Origin of the sequence: Polaromonas sp. CG_9.11 (assembly GCF_015752225.1) — a bacterium.
In the GTDB taxonomy this organism is placed as follows: domain Bacteria; phylum Pseudomonadota; class Gammaproteobacteria; order Burkholderiales; family Burkholderiaceae_C; genus Polaromonas.
In genome coordinates this window covers 1-14,588 of record NZ_JADOVE010000002.1, presented here as the reverse complement: position 1 = coordinate 14,588, position 14,588 = coordinate 1, and the positions used below count along the sequence as shown (strand labels likewise).

The 14,588-nt window shown below is 62.7% G+C and carries 13 protein-coding genes and 2 pseudogenes; 12 read left to right on the top strand and 3 right to left on the bottom strand.

Features of this window, described 5'->3' with window-relative positions:
• Positions 1-255 precede the first annotated feature (255 nt).
• Entirely contained in the window at positions 256-1,533 is a 1,278-nt protein-coding gene (locus tag IWX85_RS01810; RefSeq protein ID WP_196868552.1) for a sorbosone dehydrogenase family protein, read from the top strand.
• A gap of 101 nt (positions 1,534-1,634) precedes the next feature.
• Positions 1,635-1,955, top strand: coding sequence for a cytochrome c (locus IWX85_RS01805; RefSeq protein ID WP_196868551.1), 321 nt, complete (start codon positions 1,635-1,637; stop codon positions 1,953-1,955).
• A 33-nt stretch (positions 1,956-1,988) separates the two neighbouring features.
• Here the strand turns inward: IWX85_RS01805 and IWX85_RS01800 are convergent, their stop codons facing one another.
• Positions 1,989-2,783 carry a pseudouridine synthase gene (locus IWX85_RS01800; RefSeq protein ID WP_370584168.1) on the bottom strand — a complete coding sequence of 265 codons (795 nt, stop codon included), beginning with the start codon at positions 2,781-2,783 and terminating at the stop codon, positions 1,989-1,991.
• Positions 2,784-3,033: 250 nt separating this feature from the next.
• Here IWX85_RS01800 and IWX85_RS01795 point away from each other — a divergent pair, with 250 nt between their 5' ends.
• Entirely contained in the window at positions 3,034-3,597 is a 564-nt protein-coding gene (locus tag IWX85_RS01795) for a DUF2244 domain-containing protein (RefSeq protein WP_196868549.1), read from the top strand.
• Between the two features lie 148 nt (positions 3,598-3,745).
• Here the strand turns inward: IWX85_RS01795 and IWX85_RS01790 are convergent, their stop codons facing one another.
• Positions 3,746-4,198: a DUF305 domain-containing protein gene (locus IWX85_RS01790; protein WP_196868548.1), complete on the bottom strand. Its 453-nt coding sequence runs from the start codon at positions 4,196-4,198 to the stop codon at positions 3,746-3,748.
• A 392-nt stretch (positions 4,199-4,590) separates the two neighbouring features.
• On the opposite strand from IWX85_RS01790, the pseudogene IWX85_RS01785 reads away from it, so the two are divergent.
• From IWX85_RS01785 to IWX85_RS01765, 5 genes and pseudogenes are all read left to right on the top strand, one after another.
• A pseudogene (locus IWX85_RS01785) lies at positions 4,591-5,997 on the top strand (DUF4331 domain-containing protein); the annotation flags it as partial.
• Positions 5,998-6,007: 10 nt separating this feature from the next.
• Positions 6,008-6,244: a hypothetical protein gene (locus tag IWX85_RS01780; protein ID WP_196868547.1), complete on the top strand. Its 237-nt coding sequence runs from the start codon at positions 6,008-6,010 to the stop codon at positions 6,242-6,244.
• A 185-nt stretch (positions 6,245-6,429) separates the two neighbouring features.
• Positions 6,430-6,696: a heavy-metal-associated domain-containing protein gene (locus IWX85_RS01775; RefSeq protein ID WP_036808726.1), complete on the top strand. Its 267-nt coding sequence runs from the start codon at positions 6,430-6,432 to the stop codon at positions 6,694-6,696.
• Between the two features lie 177 nt (positions 6,697-6,873).
• The gene (locus IWX85_RS01770) at positions 6,874-7,194 is read left to right on the top strand and encodes a hypothetical protein (RefSeq protein ID WP_370584167.1); all 321 of its coding nucleotides are present in this window, start codon (positions 6,874-6,876) and stop codon (positions 7,192-7,194) included.
• Positions 7,195-7,432: 238 nt separating this feature from the next.
• Complete coding sequence (locus IWX85_RS01765) at positions 7,433-9,835, top strand: heavy metal translocating P-type ATPase (RefSeq protein WP_370584192.1); 2,403 nt, start codon at positions 7,433-7,435, stop codon at positions 9,833-9,835.
• Between the two features lie 439 nt (positions 9,836-10,274).
• Here IWX85_RS01765 and IWX85_RS01760 read toward each other — a convergent pair whose 3' ends face one another.
• Positions 10,275-10,982 (bottom strand): Crp/Fnr family transcriptional regulator, encoded by a 708-nt coding sequence (locus tag IWX85_RS01760; RefSeq protein WP_196868545.1) that lies wholly within the window; start codon positions 10,980-10,982, stop codon positions 10,275-10,277.
• A gap of 176 nt (positions 10,983-11,158) precedes the next feature.
• On the opposite strand from IWX85_RS01760, the gene IWX85_RS01755 reads away from it, so the two are divergent.
• From IWX85_RS01755 to IWX85_RS20265, 4 genes and pseudogenes are all read left to right on the top strand, one after another.
• Positions 11,159-11,524: a hypothetical protein gene (locus IWX85_RS01755; protein WP_196868544.1), complete on the top strand. Its 366-nt coding sequence runs from the start codon at positions 11,159-11,161 to the stop codon at positions 11,522-11,524.
• Between the two features lie 117 nt (positions 11,525-11,641).
• Positions 11,642-13,588 carry a long-chain fatty acid--CoA ligase gene (locus IWX85_RS01750; RefSeq protein ID WP_196868543.1) on the top strand — a complete coding sequence of 649 codons (1,947 nt, stop codon included), beginning with the start codon at positions 11,642-11,644 and terminating at the stop codon, positions 13,586-13,588.
• Positions 13,589-13,598: 10 nt separating this feature from the next.
• On the top strand, positions 13,599-14,384 hold the full coding sequence (locus IWX85_RS01745) for an ABC transporter ATP-binding protein (RefSeq protein ID WP_196868542.1): 786 nt from the start codon (positions 13,599-13,601) through the stop codon (positions 14,382-14,384).
• A gap of 1 nt (position 14,385) precedes the next feature.
• Positions 14,386-14,588: pseudogene (locus IWX85_RS20265) on the top strand (hypothetical protein); the annotation flags it as partial.

The following is a 14,588-nucleotide window of genomic DNA, read 5'->3' as shown; positions in this document are numbered from 1 at the left end:
CTGCACCTTTTCGGCCAGTCCTCATGCCCAGCGTCGCCTGCGTGACGAGATGCGCCGCTCCTGGAAGTTTCCGGGATGGGTGACGTCCGGTTTTTTGCCAACTTGCTCGCGCTGGTGTTTACCCGACTGGTGTTTACCCGGAACCGTACGGCATCTGAACGTCTGGCTATTGTTTTTTGGCAACGATGACGGCTTAATGAAGCGCCACAGTGTGTGGCCTTATTCATCGACAGAACTATTTAAAGGGGAGACTTTATGAAAGTTGCCAAACTGTTGCTTGCACTGGCGGCGGGAGGACTGGTGCTGGGCGCTGCGGCGCAAGCGCCAAAAGACAATATCGCCAATCTCAAGCAGATGAAAGTCTCAGGCACGGACCTGAACATGCCTTCGATTCCGCAAGAGGGCAAAAATGCCGATGCCATTCGCGCCAACCTCAAACGGATCAAGCTGCCGCCCGGCTTCAAGATCGACCTGTATGCCGTCGTTCCCGACGCGCGTCACATGGCGGTCGCGCCGTCGACCAACATGCTGTTTGTCGGCACCCGCAAGACCACGGTGTGGGCCGTGACCGACCGCAATGGCGCGGGCGCAGCCACCGAGGTCAAGGCATTCGCCCCTTCGCTGAACTTCAAGGTGCCCAACGGCGTGTGCTGGACCAAGGACGGCTTCTTGGTCGTGGCCGAGCACAACCGGATTCTCAACTTTCCGGCCGCCGAGTTCTTTTATGAAGGCCCGGACGTGGCGGTGATTGAAGTGGTGTCCCAGGGCAACCTGATTCCGGTCGAGGAAGAGTCGTACAACCACGGCGCGCGCGTCTGCCGGGTGGGCGACGATGGCAAGCTCTACGTCAGCCTGGGCCAGCCGCACAATGTGCAACCGGCCGGCAAAATCGATCTGTACAACAAACTGGGGATTGGCGGCGTTTTGCGCATGGACCCGTTTGACGGCTCCAAGCGGGAAGTGTTTGCCCGCGGCATACGCAACTCGGTCGGCATGGACTTCAACCCCAAGGACAAAACCCTGTGGTTCACCGACAACCAGACCGATGGCCTGGGCGACACGGTTCCCCCTGGCGAACTCAACCGGGTAACGGCTGCCGGCCAGCATTTTGGCTACCCCTACTGGAATGGCAAGTTCAAGGTGGCGGGCAGCGCAGCAGCTGCCGACCTGAAGGACATGAAAGAGCCGGCCGGCGCGGTGTCGCCGCAGGTTGAATTTCCGGCACACCAGGCACAGCTGGGTATGACGTTCTACAGCGGCAAGCAGTTCCCGGGCAAATACCAGGGTGGCATGTTCGTGGCCTCGCACGGCTCGTGGAACAGCACCAAGGCGACCGGCGCGCTGGTTAACTTCATACCTGTCAACAGCGACGGCACGGCCGGCAAGGCCGAGATTTTTGCCGAAGGCTGGCTGGACAGTGATACCGGCACCTACCGCGGCCGGCCGGTCGACGTGGCGCCCATGAAAGACGGATCAATCCTGATTTCCGATGATTACGCAGGCGCGATTTACCGCGTCAGCTACGCCAACTAAAGGCCCCGGGCGCTGGCCGGTTCGCCGGCTGGCAGGAAAACCGCCCTTCACGGAGACGTGAAACGTCCTCGTTCCTGTTTTCAAAAAGGCGCAAGACAACCATGTCGCAACTGCTGATCTTCTTGTGCGTGTTGGGGGCGGCCAACGCCGCCCTGGCCGCTGACATCAATGCCGGCAAAGCCAAAGCCAGCGCGACCTGCGCCGTCTGCCATGGCGCGCAGGGCATGTCGAGCCTGCCCAACGCGCCCCATCTGGCCGGACAGCCGCAGATCTACCTGGCCGAGCAGCTCAAGAATTACCGCAGCGGCAAGCGCACGCATGAGGTCATGGGCGTGGTCGCCAAGCCCTTGAGCGATGCCGAGATCGACAACCTGTCGGGCTGGTACGCTTCGCTGCAGATCGTGTTGCGCGAGACTCCCTAGCGGCGCTGGCGCGGTCAGGGCACCAGCCTCGGCTCAGAACTGCTCGTGCGGCGCCAGGTAGCGCCACTGGCCAATCGGCAGGTGACCCAGGTTGACGCGGCCGATGCGCACGCGTTTCAGGCCGGTGACAAACAACCCGACCTGCTCGCACATGCGGCGGATCTGGCGCTTCTTGCCTTCTTTCAGCACGAAGCGCAGCTGCTCGGGGTTTTGCCAGCTGACCTGCGCCGGGCGCAGCGGCTGACCATCCAGACTCAGCCCGTGGCACAGAATTGCCAGCCTTTCAGCAGGAAACGCCGCCTGCACGTTGACGTTTTCGGGTCCGTAGCTCACGCGCACCAGGTATTCCTTTTCCATCTCCGAGTCTTCGCCGATGAGCTGGCGCGCCACGCGGCCGTCCTGCGTCAGCACCAGCAGGCCAATCGAGTCAATGTCGAGCCGGCCGGCCGGCGCCAGGCCGCGCAACTGCTCGAAGCCCCAGCGCATGCGGCTGTTGCATTCGCGCCAGCGGTTTTCCGGCTGCACCAGTGCCACGGCAGGTTCGTGTCCGTCCTCGGCCTGGCCGCTGACATAACCAACCGGCTTGTTGATCAGGATGGTGACCTGCTGGCGCTGCTGCTGTTCGGCTTCGCGGGCAACGTCGATGCGCGCGTTGACCGCCACTGGCTGGCCCATCACGGCGGGCACGCCGTTGACCCGCACCCAGCCCCGGGCAATCCAGTCGTCGGCCTCGCGGCGTGAGCACAGGCCCAGATCGGCCATGCGTTTGTTCAGGCGGACCGTTGGTGCGGGGGCATTGGCGTTGGCCGGCACTGTGCGTACACGCACGGCGCCGGAAGCGGGAGGTTTGGGGAAATTTTGATCGGACATGGCTGGACGGTATTTTAGGACGGCCGTTGCCGCACGGGTGGCGTCGCTTAGGGGCCAGGCGCGGACGGCGCGGCGCTGAGGCCTCGCGCATTGCACAGGGACTTGGGGTCGTTGCCGGCCGCGCATCTGCTTTTTGCCCGGCACGGGTATATTTTGCGTTCCCCTGCGCGAGTGCCGGCCCTGCGCAGCTACCTTATCGCCTGACACCATGAACACCTTTTTATCAACCGATGACGGCAGGCCGCCTGCGGCAGATGCGGGCCAAGAAGACCCGCCCCGCTGGCGCCTGACACGGCGCTGCGCGCTGACGCCGCGCCAGCTGCTGCTGAGCTTTGCCGCGCTGGCGGTGTTCAGTGCAACCATCGCCCTGTTCTTCGGCTGGCTCGGTGTGTGGATGATTCCGGTGTGGTGCCTGGTGGAAATCAGCGTGGCCGGAGCGCTTTACCTTTTCTACATGGTGCATGCGGCCGATGGCGAGCAGATCAGCTTCAGCCAGGAAGGCCAGCTGGCCATCGAGGTGGTGCGCGGCCTGGACACCCGGCACTACCAGATGAACCCGGTCTGGGCGCGGCTGGAACGCGGCGGCGCCCGCCAGGACCGCCTGTGGCTGTGCTGCAGCCCGCTGCGAATCGAGGTCGCCACGCAAGTCGGCGCCAGTGAAAAGCGTCGGGTGGAACGCGAGCTGAAGCTGGCGCTGGCCGAAAGACGGACCGGTATGGGACGTATGCCGGACATGCCACCGTCGGCCCAGCCTGTTGTGATTCGCTCCTGAATCAATAGCTGAAAATCCTTGCCAGATGTGCGGAGAAGCCTGTTTTGCTTGAATTTTCGAAACTGCACAGGCCGTTGACAAGCCTGAATCCGCTGACTTTCCCGCCTTGACTCCTTCCCCTGTTGAGGAAAGGCAGGTATGGGAGCCTTCAGCGCCTTGCGTCGATGTCCCGGATCAGTTGCTCCATCTCTGCAATCTCGCGAACCTGGGTTTCAGCGATGCCATCGGCCAGCTTGCGAACTCTAGGGTCGGTGATCCGGGCACGGGTGCTGGTCATGATGGCGATGGAATGGTGTGGAATCATCGCGCGCATGTAGGACACGTCGTCGACCGTCGCCTGGCTTCGGACCAGCCACAGCGATCCGGCGAAGACCAGCGCACTGACGACCGCGATGCCCAGGTTGGCGCTGCGGTTTTCCAGCATGTGGGTCATGAACGCCAGCATGACGATGGCCATCATGGCGCCCATGAGCAATGCCATGTACGCCCGCGTCTCGCTGAAGAATACATGGTCCAGCTGATAGGTGTTCAGGTACATCAGACCGAACATCACGAGGGTCGAGACGACGACCATGGCCGTAAAACGCCGATAAGGGTTCATTTGCTTCCTCCTGTCAAAACCTGAATCTTGCCGCCGGCCGGCCCGGCCTGGCGTAGCCGGATGCCGGGTCATCCTGTAGGTTTGCATTGAAGGGGCCGCCGCCCGTGGCTTGGAGGGTTCCAATGCGTCGATGGTTTGGCGCTGGCCCGGCATGAGGGTTTGACTTGTCCCTCTTGCGAAGTGACCAGCGCGCAGCCCACCGTCCTGTACAAAGTGGAAAGGTCGGCCGACAAAAATTCGTGTGCGGGCATCAACGCCATGAAGGCGAAATTTTTCCATTCATCCAGGAGACACGAATGTCCAGCTTCGCCAAGAAAAAAGTTTTAGCCACTGCGGTTGTCAGCGCCCTGGCGCTTGCCAGCGCTTAACCGGCGCAGGCGTCCAGCCACCGTGAAGCGCCGTTCATCACCAATCAGCCCAAGGTGGACGGCACTGACCTGTATATGTTTCGCAGCTATGAGGCGGGCCGCCAGGACTATGTGACATTGATTGCCAACTACATTCCTTTTCAGGACCCGCAGGGCGGGCCGTATTTTTACCAGTTCGACCAAAACGGCTTGTACGAAATTCATGGGGACAACGTGGGCGATGCCCAAGAGCACCTGACGTTCCAGTTCCGGTTCAAGAACACGTCGAAAAAACTGGCGCTCAAGGTGGGCGACAAGGATGTGCTGATTCCGTTCATCAATTCGGGTCCCCTGAGCGCCGTCAACGACCCAAAACTCAATGTGCGTGAAACCTATACCGTTGACCTGGTCAGGGGCGACCGCCGCAGCGGCACCAAGACCAGCCTGACGAATGCAGCCGGCGGCGGGACTGAATTTGACAAGCCGGTCGACAATATCGGCGACAAGACATTTGGCAGCGCCACGGGCTGCGAAGACTATGCCAACAAGCATATCTACAGCGTCGCCATTCCGGATTGCGCCGCGCCTGGCCCCGTTTTCGTCGGTCAGCGCAAGGAGCCGTTCAACATTGCGGTCGGCAAGATTTTTGACCTGTTCAACCTCAATCCGCTCGGCGCCGAGGTCAATGGCAATAAAAACGACCTGAAAAACAAGAACATCAGCTCGATTGCCCTGGAAGTGCCGATTTCCTGCCTGACCATGGCGGGTGAGCCGGTCATTGGCGCCTACACCACGGCCAGCGTGCGGCAGGGACGCCTGATCAATCCCTCGCCCAAAGGCCTGAACAATGCCACCAAGGAAGGCGGCGCCTGGGCGCAGGTGTCCCGCGTCGGCATGCCACTGGTCAACGAGGTGGTGATCGGCATGGATGACAAGGACCACTTCAACGCGTCCAAACCGTCTGGCGACGCGCAGTTCATCAACTACGTCACCAACCCGACCTTGCCTGCCGTGGTGCAAACCTTGTTTCCTGCGGCCAAGGCGCCCACCAACTTCCCGAGGACCGACCTGGTCACGGTGTTCCTGCAAGGCCTTGAAGGCCTGAACCAGCCGAAAAACGTCGTCCCTTCGGAAATGCTGCGCCTGAACACCACCATTGCCCCGGTTGCCCCGGCGGCGCAAAACCCGCTGGGCGTGGCGGCGAACGACAAGGCCGGTTTTCCGAACGGACGCCGTCCCGGGGACGATGTGGTGGACCTGTCCCTGCGGGTGTCCATGGGAGCTCTGTGCGCATTGACAGGCGCCGGGGACACGCTCAAGGTAGGCTGCAAGCCGGCCGATGCACCGGCAGGCGCGCTGGCGCTGACCGATGGCGTGCGCAAGGATGCCACCACGTTCAAGGCTGCGTTCCCTTACCTCAACACGCCAATTCCCGGCAGTTTCAACAACTAAGGAAAAAATGATGCGCCATCAGCTTTTTTTCAAAGGGTCCACTGCCGTTGCGCTGGCTTTGGCCCTGGGTGCTTGCGGCGACGGCGGCACGGTGGTGGGTGGCGGGGGCGGGCAGACACCCGATTCATTCATTGCTGCGGTGAATGCGGTGATTGCCAACACTTCAGAGACGCTGGAGCCCCGTGAGATCGAGTCCATCAGCGTGACTTCCCCGGAAGACACCGAGCCTGCGGCGCTGAGCAGTTGACAAGCCTGCTTTTCCGGCCATGGAGTGACTTCCATGGCCGGGCGCTTTCATGCTGGCAAGGTCAAGATGGATTGCCCCATACCCGTGCTGCCAGGGGGGTCGCTGAAGAACGTCGCTTGACCTTCCCACGGTGGAAGGGTCGAAAGTACTTTCTTCTTCAACCCGTTCCCAGCAAGGACCCACCCATGAACACGTTCGAAGTCAAGGACATGACCTGCGGCCATTGCTCAAGCACCATCACGAAGGCAGTGAAGGCGCTGGACCCTGGCGCCACGGTGCAGATCGACATCAACGCCCACCGCGTCCAGATCGAATCGGACACCCTCCATGCCGGGCAGTGGAGCGATGTCATCCGGCAAGCGGGCTACACCCCCGTGGCCATCCAGGACGGAGCCCAGGCTGCGGCGCCAGTTGCCGCGCCGGCTCGCAAGGGCGGCTGCTGCTGCGGCTGAGCCTTGGGGTCGGCGTCGCCTGAACGGCCTGGGTGTTCGCTGGCGCACAGACGCCTGGAATCTTCAGGTTTACAAGGAAGCATTGCCTGAAACGTCGATTTGGTTTCTGGCAGATCGCGCAAGTCTTGATTGCGCCACGGCGATTTCATTCTTCACGCCCACCACAGGAGCTTTCACATGCTGTCACTTCGCACGCTGGCCTTCGCAGCCACCGCCTTCACCTTCGGCCTTGCCGGATGTGCCCAGACGCCCGTCGATCGGGATGCACACCATCCTTATGGCGCGCCCGCTGCGGGCATGCCCATGGGCGGCTCCGGTGAACCCATGGCCCGCATGGACGAGCAGATGAAGGCTATGCGGGCCATGACGCCGGAACAGCGCAGCGCCTTGATGGCTGAGCACATGTTGGTCATGCAGGACAGCATGGCCATGATGGGCGGCACCGGCCCGATCGGCATGATGGGCAAGGGTGGCATGGGCGCCATGCCCGGCATGTAGGGCATGCATGGCAAAGGCGCAATGGATGGCAGCATGGGCATCACCCATCAGATGATGGAAAAGCGCATGCAGATGATGCAGTCCATGATGCAGATGATGATGGACCGCATGCCGTCAGCCCCGGTCAAGCCTTGAAGGGGGACGTGATGGACGCCTCAAAACCCTGGGCTGTCACGCAGCCCGGCGCATCCCACAGCTTTTATGGCGCCCTCACGGGCAGAAGGAATCATCGATGGACATGCCTGTAACCCCGTTGCCCAACGCGGCCCCTGCGAAGGCGGATGACCGTCACGATGCGCCGCAGGAACCCGGCAAGCTGAAGGACCCGGTCTGCGGGATGGACGTGACAGCGGCGTCGTCGCACCAGCTGGCGCACGAAGGCAGGCCGTACTATTTCTGCAGTGCCCGCTGCCAATCGAAGTTCGCGGCTGATCCGTCGGCCTACACCGCCAAGACGGCTTCACCCGATGCGCCGGCCACCCCGGCCGCACCGAGTGCGCCGAGTGCCCCGTCAGCGGCAGCGCCGCTAGGTGCGGTCTACACCTGTCCGATGCACCCCGAGATCCGGCAGGACCATCCGGGCAATTGCCCGATATGCGGCATGACGCTGGAGCCCGTCATGCCGACCCTGGACGATGACGAAAACCCTGAACTCGCCTCTTTCACCCGCCGATTCTGGTGGACGCTGCCGCTGACGGTGATCGTCACGACGCTGGCCATGTTCGGCCACCGGCTGGGCTGGTTTGACATGGCCACGCAAAGCTGGGTCGAGCTGGTCCTGTCCCTGCCAGTGGTGCTGTGGGCCGGCTGGCCGTTCTTTGTGCGCGGCGCGCAGTCGGTTGTGCACCGCAGTCCCAACATGTGGACGCTGATCAGCCTGGGCACGGGCGCCGCCTTCCTCTACAGCGTGGTCGCGACACTGGCACCCGGCGTGTTTCCGCCCTCCTTCATCTCGATGGGCCGCGTGGCGGTGTACTTCGAGGCGGCGGTGGTCATCATCTCGCTGACGCTGTTTGGCCAGTTGCTCGAATTGAAGGCGCGGTCCAAGACATCGGCGGCCATCAAGTCGCTGCTGGGCCTGTCGCCCAAGACGGCGCGTCGTGTGCAGCCGGACGGCAGCGAGGAAGACATTCCCCTGGCCGAGGTACACGAAGGCGACAGCCTGCGCGTGCGCCCCGGCGAGAAGGTGCCGGTCGATGGCGTGGTGCTGGAGGGCAGCAGTGCACTGGATGAATCCATGCTGACCGGCGAACCGCTGCCGGTGACCAAGCGGGTTGGCGACAAACTGATCGGCGCCACGCTCAACACCAGCGGCGCCTTGCTGATGCGCTCCGAGCATGTCGGCTCGGCGACCGTGCTGTCGCAGATCGTCCAGATGGTGGCGCAGGCGCAGCGCTCCAAAGCGCCGATGCAGCGCATGGCCGATGTCGTGGCCGCATATTTTGTCTATGGCGTCGTGGGCATCGCGCTGCTGACCTTCTTTGCCTGGGGCTTTTTCGGACCCCAGCCAAGCTGGGTCTACGGCCTGATCACCGCGGTGACGGTGCTGATCATTGCCTGCCCGTGTGCGCTGGGGCTGGCCACGCCGATGTCCATCATGGTCGCCACCGGCCGGGCCGCGACGCAAGGTGTGCTGTTCCGGGACGCCGCCGCCATCGAGAACCTGTGCAAGGTCGACACGCTCATCGTCGACAAGACCGGCACGCTGACTGAAGGCAAGCCGGCGTTCGAGGTGGCGGTGGGCGTCAATGGCTTCAGCGAAGACGAAGTGCTCCGCCTGGCCGCCAGCCTGGACCAGGGCAGCGAGCATCCCCTGGCCGCCGCCATCGTCAACGCGGCTCGGGAGCGCAAGCTGTCCCTGGAAAAAGCCGAGGACTTCGATTCCGCGTCGGGCATTGGTGTGAAAGGTGTTGTCGCCGGCAAATCCCTGGCCATTGGCAACACCACGCTGATGGAGCAGCTCGGCATCGACGTGGCGCCACTGGCCGACCGGGCCGAACAACTGCGCAGCACGGGTGCCAGCGTCATGCACCTGGCGGTGGATGGCCAGCTGGCGGGATTGCTGGCGGTGTCCGATCCGGTCAAGGCCAGCACGGAAGAAGCCCTGACGTCGCTGCGCAAGTCGGGCCTGCGCATCATCATGGCCACTGGCGACGGCCTGACCACCGCGCAGGCCGTGGGCAAGCGCCTGGGCATCGACGAGGTGCACGGCGAGGTCAAGCCGCAAGACAAGCTGCAACTGGTCGAACGCCTGCAAAAGGAAGGCCGCATCGTGGCCATGGCCGGCGACGGCATCAACGACGCCCCGGCTCTGGCCAGAGCCGACGTCGGCATTGCCATGGGCACCGGCACCGACGTGGCCATGAACAGCGCGCAGCTCACGCTGGTCAAGGGCGACCTGCGCGGCATTGCGACGGCACGGGCCCTGTCGGTCGCCACGGTGGCCAACATGAAGCAGAACCTCGGCTTTGCCTTCGTCTACAACCTGTTGGGCGTGCCGCTGGCCGCCGGCGTGCTGTTCCCGTTCACCGGCTGGCTGCTGTCGCCGATGGTCGGCGCGGTGGCCATGAGCCTGAGCTCGGTCTCGGTGATCAGCAATGCGCTGAGGTTGCGGATCACAGCGCTTAAACAAGACGATTGATCCGCACGCTTGCTCCGGCCCGACGAAGTTTTTAGCGTTTGTGCGGGAGTATGGGCTGTGAGAGGTGGTTTTTGAAAGGCTCCCCTTGCACCAGCTGCTCCTGTGTGCGCCTGAGCTCAAACGACTCAAGCCTGTCCGGGAGGCGTTGTGCCAGAGGTTCAGCCGGGCGCAAAAACCAGCCCATTGTTTACTCCTGAATTCATAGCATTAAACTCTTACTGGACAATCGTAAATGACTTTTTTAGCTTGTATTTTGTAATTATTCAGCGCCCGCGAAGCACTTCGCATTTTTTTTGGCATGGCGGACCTGATCCGCTGCACGCGGCCCTGCGGGAAAGAATGCATGGTTCCCGGCTCCAGCCTGCAATGACAGGGAGGACCGGGAACAACGCATGCGCCTGTCGTTGCGCGTCTACCTGAAAAGTGAACTGGGTGGCGACTAGAACATACCGTAGCGAAGCGCCGCAATGTTCAGCACCCGCAAGCCGCCGTATTCCACGCTGATCATGCCCAGCGCTTCCATTGTTCGCAGTGACGCATTGACACGCTGGCGCGACAGCCCGACCAGGTAGGCCAGTTCCTGCTGGGTGATGCGCAGCACCTCGCCCACGCCGGGGTAAAGCACCGGGTTGAACAGCGCTGCCAGGCTGCGCGCCACGCGTTGGTCGGGGTTGTTCATTCGGTCGATCTCCAGGGCCGAGATGAACTGGCCCAGTCGCTCGTTGAGCTGGTTCATCACGAAGCGGTTGAAACCCAGCGAATGGTCCAGCAGCCAGTGAAAGCTTTCAATCGGCAGGCCGGCCACCACGCTTTTGCGCAGCGCCTGGATGTTGTAGCGGTAGGGCTCGCGCTTGAGCGTCGTGCCTTCGCCAAACCAGCCGCCGGGCGGCAGGCCGGCAAAGGTCATGGTCAGGCCCTGGGCATTGTCCGCGCTCATCTTGAGCAGCCCCTCGACCACGCCGAACCAGTAGGTTACCGGCTTGCCGACGCGGCACACGTAATCGCCTGCCTGCGCGTCGCCGACCAGCAGGCTGGCCACCGCGCGGGCGCGCTCGTCGGGGCGCAGCAGGACCAGCCACGGAATGCTGCGCAACTCGTCTGCCGTGGGTTGCCTGCGGCGCTGGTGAAGGGTCAGGTCAGTTGACATGAATCAGAAAAAGAAGGCCTTGATGCGGCAGTGGACAAGCCAAAGGCCTGAATTGTCGTCTGCATAACAATTTATTGTCAATTCAAAGACGGCCATCGGCACCGGCTATGTTGCGCCCCTTGCAGCACGAAAACACAGCACCGACTGCACCGCTTCGCTGTTGTCCGTGTCCTGCCGTGCAGTCCCGCAAACATGGTCGAGGCGAGGGGTTCTGGGAGCCCTTGCACCGGGGCGCACAGGTGTACTTTACGGCCCTCAATGCGAATGGCGACGTTGAAGGCCGGCCGGTTGAAATGAGCCCCGTGGTCGAGGGCTACGACGTGCCGCGCGCACGGGTCAATGTCAAAAGCTCTATCGCTGGCCGCAGCAGCTTTGCGCCCTTCAACTGGCACGGCACGCGCATGGTCGAGGCCAGGACGCTGACGGAGACGGCAGTGGCCACGGCGCGGAACCATTCATCAGACGTGGCAGCGGCGGATGGTGGTGCGCGATGGCCGCTCTATCCGATAAAAGCGCCTGCCCCCCCGGGGACACCCGACTAGGACTTTCCCTTAAATTGTCATTGGAACGACAAGCCAGCGTCAAAGGCAGCCCTACCATTCGTTTCTTACCCCCAGCCTTTCTGAAAAGAAGCTGCCCCACACGGAGACAAAGACCGGATGCAGACCACATTTCCCCAATTGCTGCTCAAGCACGCCGCCGAGCGTCCGGCTGCGCCAGCCATGCGCGAGAAAGAATACGGCATCTGGCAGGCGCACAGCTGGTCGGCCCTGGCAGGCCTGGTGGAGCAACTGGCCGCCGGTCTGAGCCAGGCCGGGCTCCGGCGCGGCGAGCACATGGTGGTGATTGGCGCCAACCGCCCGCGCCTGTATGCCACCATGCTGGCAGTGCAGTCGCTGGGTGCGGTGCCGGTACCGCTGTACCAGGATGCGGTCGGCGCCGAATGCGTCTTTCCGCTGAACAATGCCGAAGTGCGCTTTGCCATGGTCGAGGACCAGGAGCAGGTGGACAAGCTGGTCGAGATTCGCGAGAGTTGCCCGCAAATCTCCAACATCTACTACGACGACCCGCGCGGCTTGCGCACCTATGACGAGCCGGGGCTTGATTCGCTTGATACGCTGATCGAGTCAGGCAAAGCCTTCATCGCCCAAAACCCGCAATGGTTTGTCGCCGAAGTCGCCAAGCTCCAGTCGAATGATGTGGCCGCGATGTTCTTCACCTCGGGCACCACCGGCAACCCCAAGGGCGTGGTGCACACCCACGGCACGCTGCTGGACCGCGCCAGCGCCGGCGCCGAATTCGACAAGCTGACGAGTGCCGAAGAAGTGCTGGCCTATTTGCCGCCCGCCTGGATCGGCCAGAACATCTTCAGCTACGCCCAGTGGCTGGCCTGCGGCTATGTGGTGAACTGCCCCGAATCGGCCAGTACCGTGACCATCGACCTGAAGGAAATCGGTCCGACCTATTATTTTGCGCCGCCGCGCGTGTTTGAAGGCCTGCTGACCAGTGTGATGATTCGCATGGAAGACGCCGGCGGCCTCAAGCGCAAGATGTTTGAAGCGTGCATGAATGTCGCTCGGCGCGTTGGCCCTGCGCGCATGAATGGCGAAGCCGTCGGTGCGCTGGACCGGCTCAAATACGCCATCGGCAACGTCCTCGTCTATGGCCCGCTGCGCACCAACCTGGGTTTCAGCCGGGTACGCGTGGCTTATACCGCCGGCGAGGCGATTGGTCCCGACCTGTTCACCTTTTACCGCTCGATCGGCATCAACTTGAAGCAGCTCTACGGCTCGACCGAAACCGCCGTGTTCGTCTGCCTGCAGCCCGACAACCAGGCACGCGCCGACACCGTGGGCGTGCCGATTCGCGGCGTCGAGATCAAGGTTGCCGACAACGGCGAGATCATGGTCAAGTCGGCCGGCCTGCTGAAGGAATACTACAAAAACCCGACGGCCACGGCCGAGGTATTGACCGCCGACGGCTGGTACCACACCAGCGACGCCGGTTTCCTCGATGCGCAAGGCCACCTCAAGATCATCGACCGGGTCAAGGACGTCGGCCGCATCAAGGGCGGGCCGAACGAGGGCGCGATGTTCGCGCCCAAGTATGTCGAAAACAAGCTCAAGTTCTTCCCCTTCATCAAGGAAGTGGTGGCGCTGGGCGACGGCCGCGAGCGCGTCTGCGTCATGATCAACATCGACTTCGATGCCGTGGGCAACTGGGCCGAGCGGCGCAACCTGCCCTACGCCGGCTACACCGACCTGGCGCAAAAGCCCGAGGTCTACCAGCTGATGCAGGAATGCGTCGAAAAGGTCAATGCCGACCTGGCCAGCGACGCGCTGCTGGCCGGCAGCCAGGTCAGCCGCTTCCTGATACTGCACAAGGAACTCGATGCCGACGACGGCGAGCTGACGCGGACCAACAAGGTGCGGCGCGGCTTCATCGCTGACAAGTACGGCGGGCTGGTCGAGGCGCTGTATGCCGGCCGCACTGAGCAGTTCATCGAAACCGTCGTCAAGTTCGAGGACGGCCGAACCGGCAGCGTCAGCGCCACGCTCAAGCTGTCGGACGCCAAAACCTTTTCCCCGGTCAAAGCTGCGGCTTGAACAAAAAACCATGACAAAAAAGAAGACTGGCGACGTCATCCTCGACGTCAACAACATCAGCCTGCGTTTTGGCGGCGTCAAGGCGCTGACCGACATTTCCTTCAATGTGAAGGAGCACGAGATCCGCTCGATCATCGGCCCCAACGGCGCCGGCAAGAGCTCGATGCTCAACTGCATCAACGGCGTCTACACGCCGCAGGAAGGCTCGATCACCTTTCGCGGCCAGAAGTTCTCGCACATGTCCTCGCGCCAGGTGGCCGAAATGGGCGTGGCCCGCACCTTCCAGAACCTGGCGCTGTTCAAGGGCATGAGCGTGATCGACAACATCATGACCGGGCGCAACCTGAAGATCAAAAGCAACCTCTTGCTGCAGGCGCTGCGCATCGGCCCGGCCGAGCGGGAAGAAACACGCCACCGGGAATTTGTCGAAGGCATCATCGACTTCCTGGAAATCCAGGCCTTTCGCAAGACGCCGGTCGGCCAGCTGCCCTACGGACTGCAAAAGCGCGTCGACCTGGGCCGCGCGCTGGCCATGGAGCCGCAGGTGCTGCTGCTGGACGAGCCGATGGCCGGCATGAACGTCGAGGAAAAGCAGGACATGTGCCGCTTCATCCTGGATGTGAACGAGGAATTCGGCACCACCATCGTGCTGATCGAGCACGACATGGGTGTGGTGATGGACATTTCCGACCGCGTGGTGGTGCTCGACTACGGCAAAAAAATCGGCGACGGCGAGCCGGAAGCGGTGCGCGCCAACCCGGACGTGATCAGCGCCTACCTCGGCACCAGCCACTGATATGACCCCCACGCTTGCCACTTCGTGTGCTGCGCTGCCCCCCGAGGGGGCCGCTGCGCCTGCGGTCTGGCAAAGCCAGCCCCGCGGCCCCTGCTGGTGGGGAACGGATACCCCCACGCTTGCCACTTCGTGTGCTGCGCTGCCCCCCGAGGGGGCCGCTGCGCCTGCGGTCTGGCAAAGCCAGCCCCGCGGCCCCTGCTGGTG

What these genes read in the sequence shown, in the direction of transcription:
- IWX85_RS01810 (WP_196868552.1), top strand. Translation starts at nt 256, where the DNA reads ATGAAAGTTGCCAAACTGTTGCTTGCACTGGCGGCGGGAGGACTGGTG.
- IWX85_RS01805 (WP_196868551.1), top strand. Translation starts at nt 1,635, where the DNA reads ATGTCGCAACTGCTGATCTTCTTGTGCGTGTTGGGGGCGGCCAACGCC.
- IWX85_RS01795 (WP_196868549.1), top strand. Translation starts at nt 3,034, where the DNA reads ATGAACACCTTTTTATCAACCGATGACGGCAGGCCGCCTGCGGCAGAT.
- IWX85_RS01790 (WP_196868548.1), bottom strand. Translation starts at nt 4,198, where the DNA reads ATGAACCCTTATCGGCGTTTTACGGCCATGGTCGTCGTCTCGACCCTC.
- IWX85_RS01780 (WP_196868547.1), top strand. Translation starts at nt 6,008, where the DNA reads ATGCGCCATCAGCTTTTTTTCAAAGGGTCCACTGCCGTTGCGCTGGCT.
- IWX85_RS01775 (WP_036808726.1), top strand. Translation starts at nt 6,430, where the DNA reads ATGAACACGTTCGAAGTCAAGGACATGACCTGCGGCCATTGCTCAAGC.
- IWX85_RS01770 (WP_370584167.1), top strand. Translation starts at nt 6,874, where the DNA reads ATGCTGTCACTTCGCACGCTGGCCTTCGCAGCCACCGCCTTCACCTTC.
- IWX85_RS01765 (WP_370584192.1), top strand. Translation starts at nt 7,433, where the DNA reads ATGCCTGTAACCCCGTTGCCCAACGCGGCCCCTGCGAAGGCGGATGAC.
- IWX85_RS01760 (WP_196868545.1), bottom strand. Translation starts at nt 10,982, where the DNA reads ATGTCAACTGACCTGACCCTTCACCAGCGCCGCAGGCAACCCACGGCA.
- IWX85_RS01750 (WP_196868543.1), top strand. Translation starts at nt 11,642, where the DNA reads ATGCAGACCACATTTCCCCAATTGCTGCTCAAGCACGCCGCCGAGCGT.
- IWX85_RS01745 (WP_196868542.1), top strand. Translation starts at nt 13,599, where the DNA reads ATGACAAAAAAGAAGACTGGCGACGTCATCCTCGACGTCAACAACATC.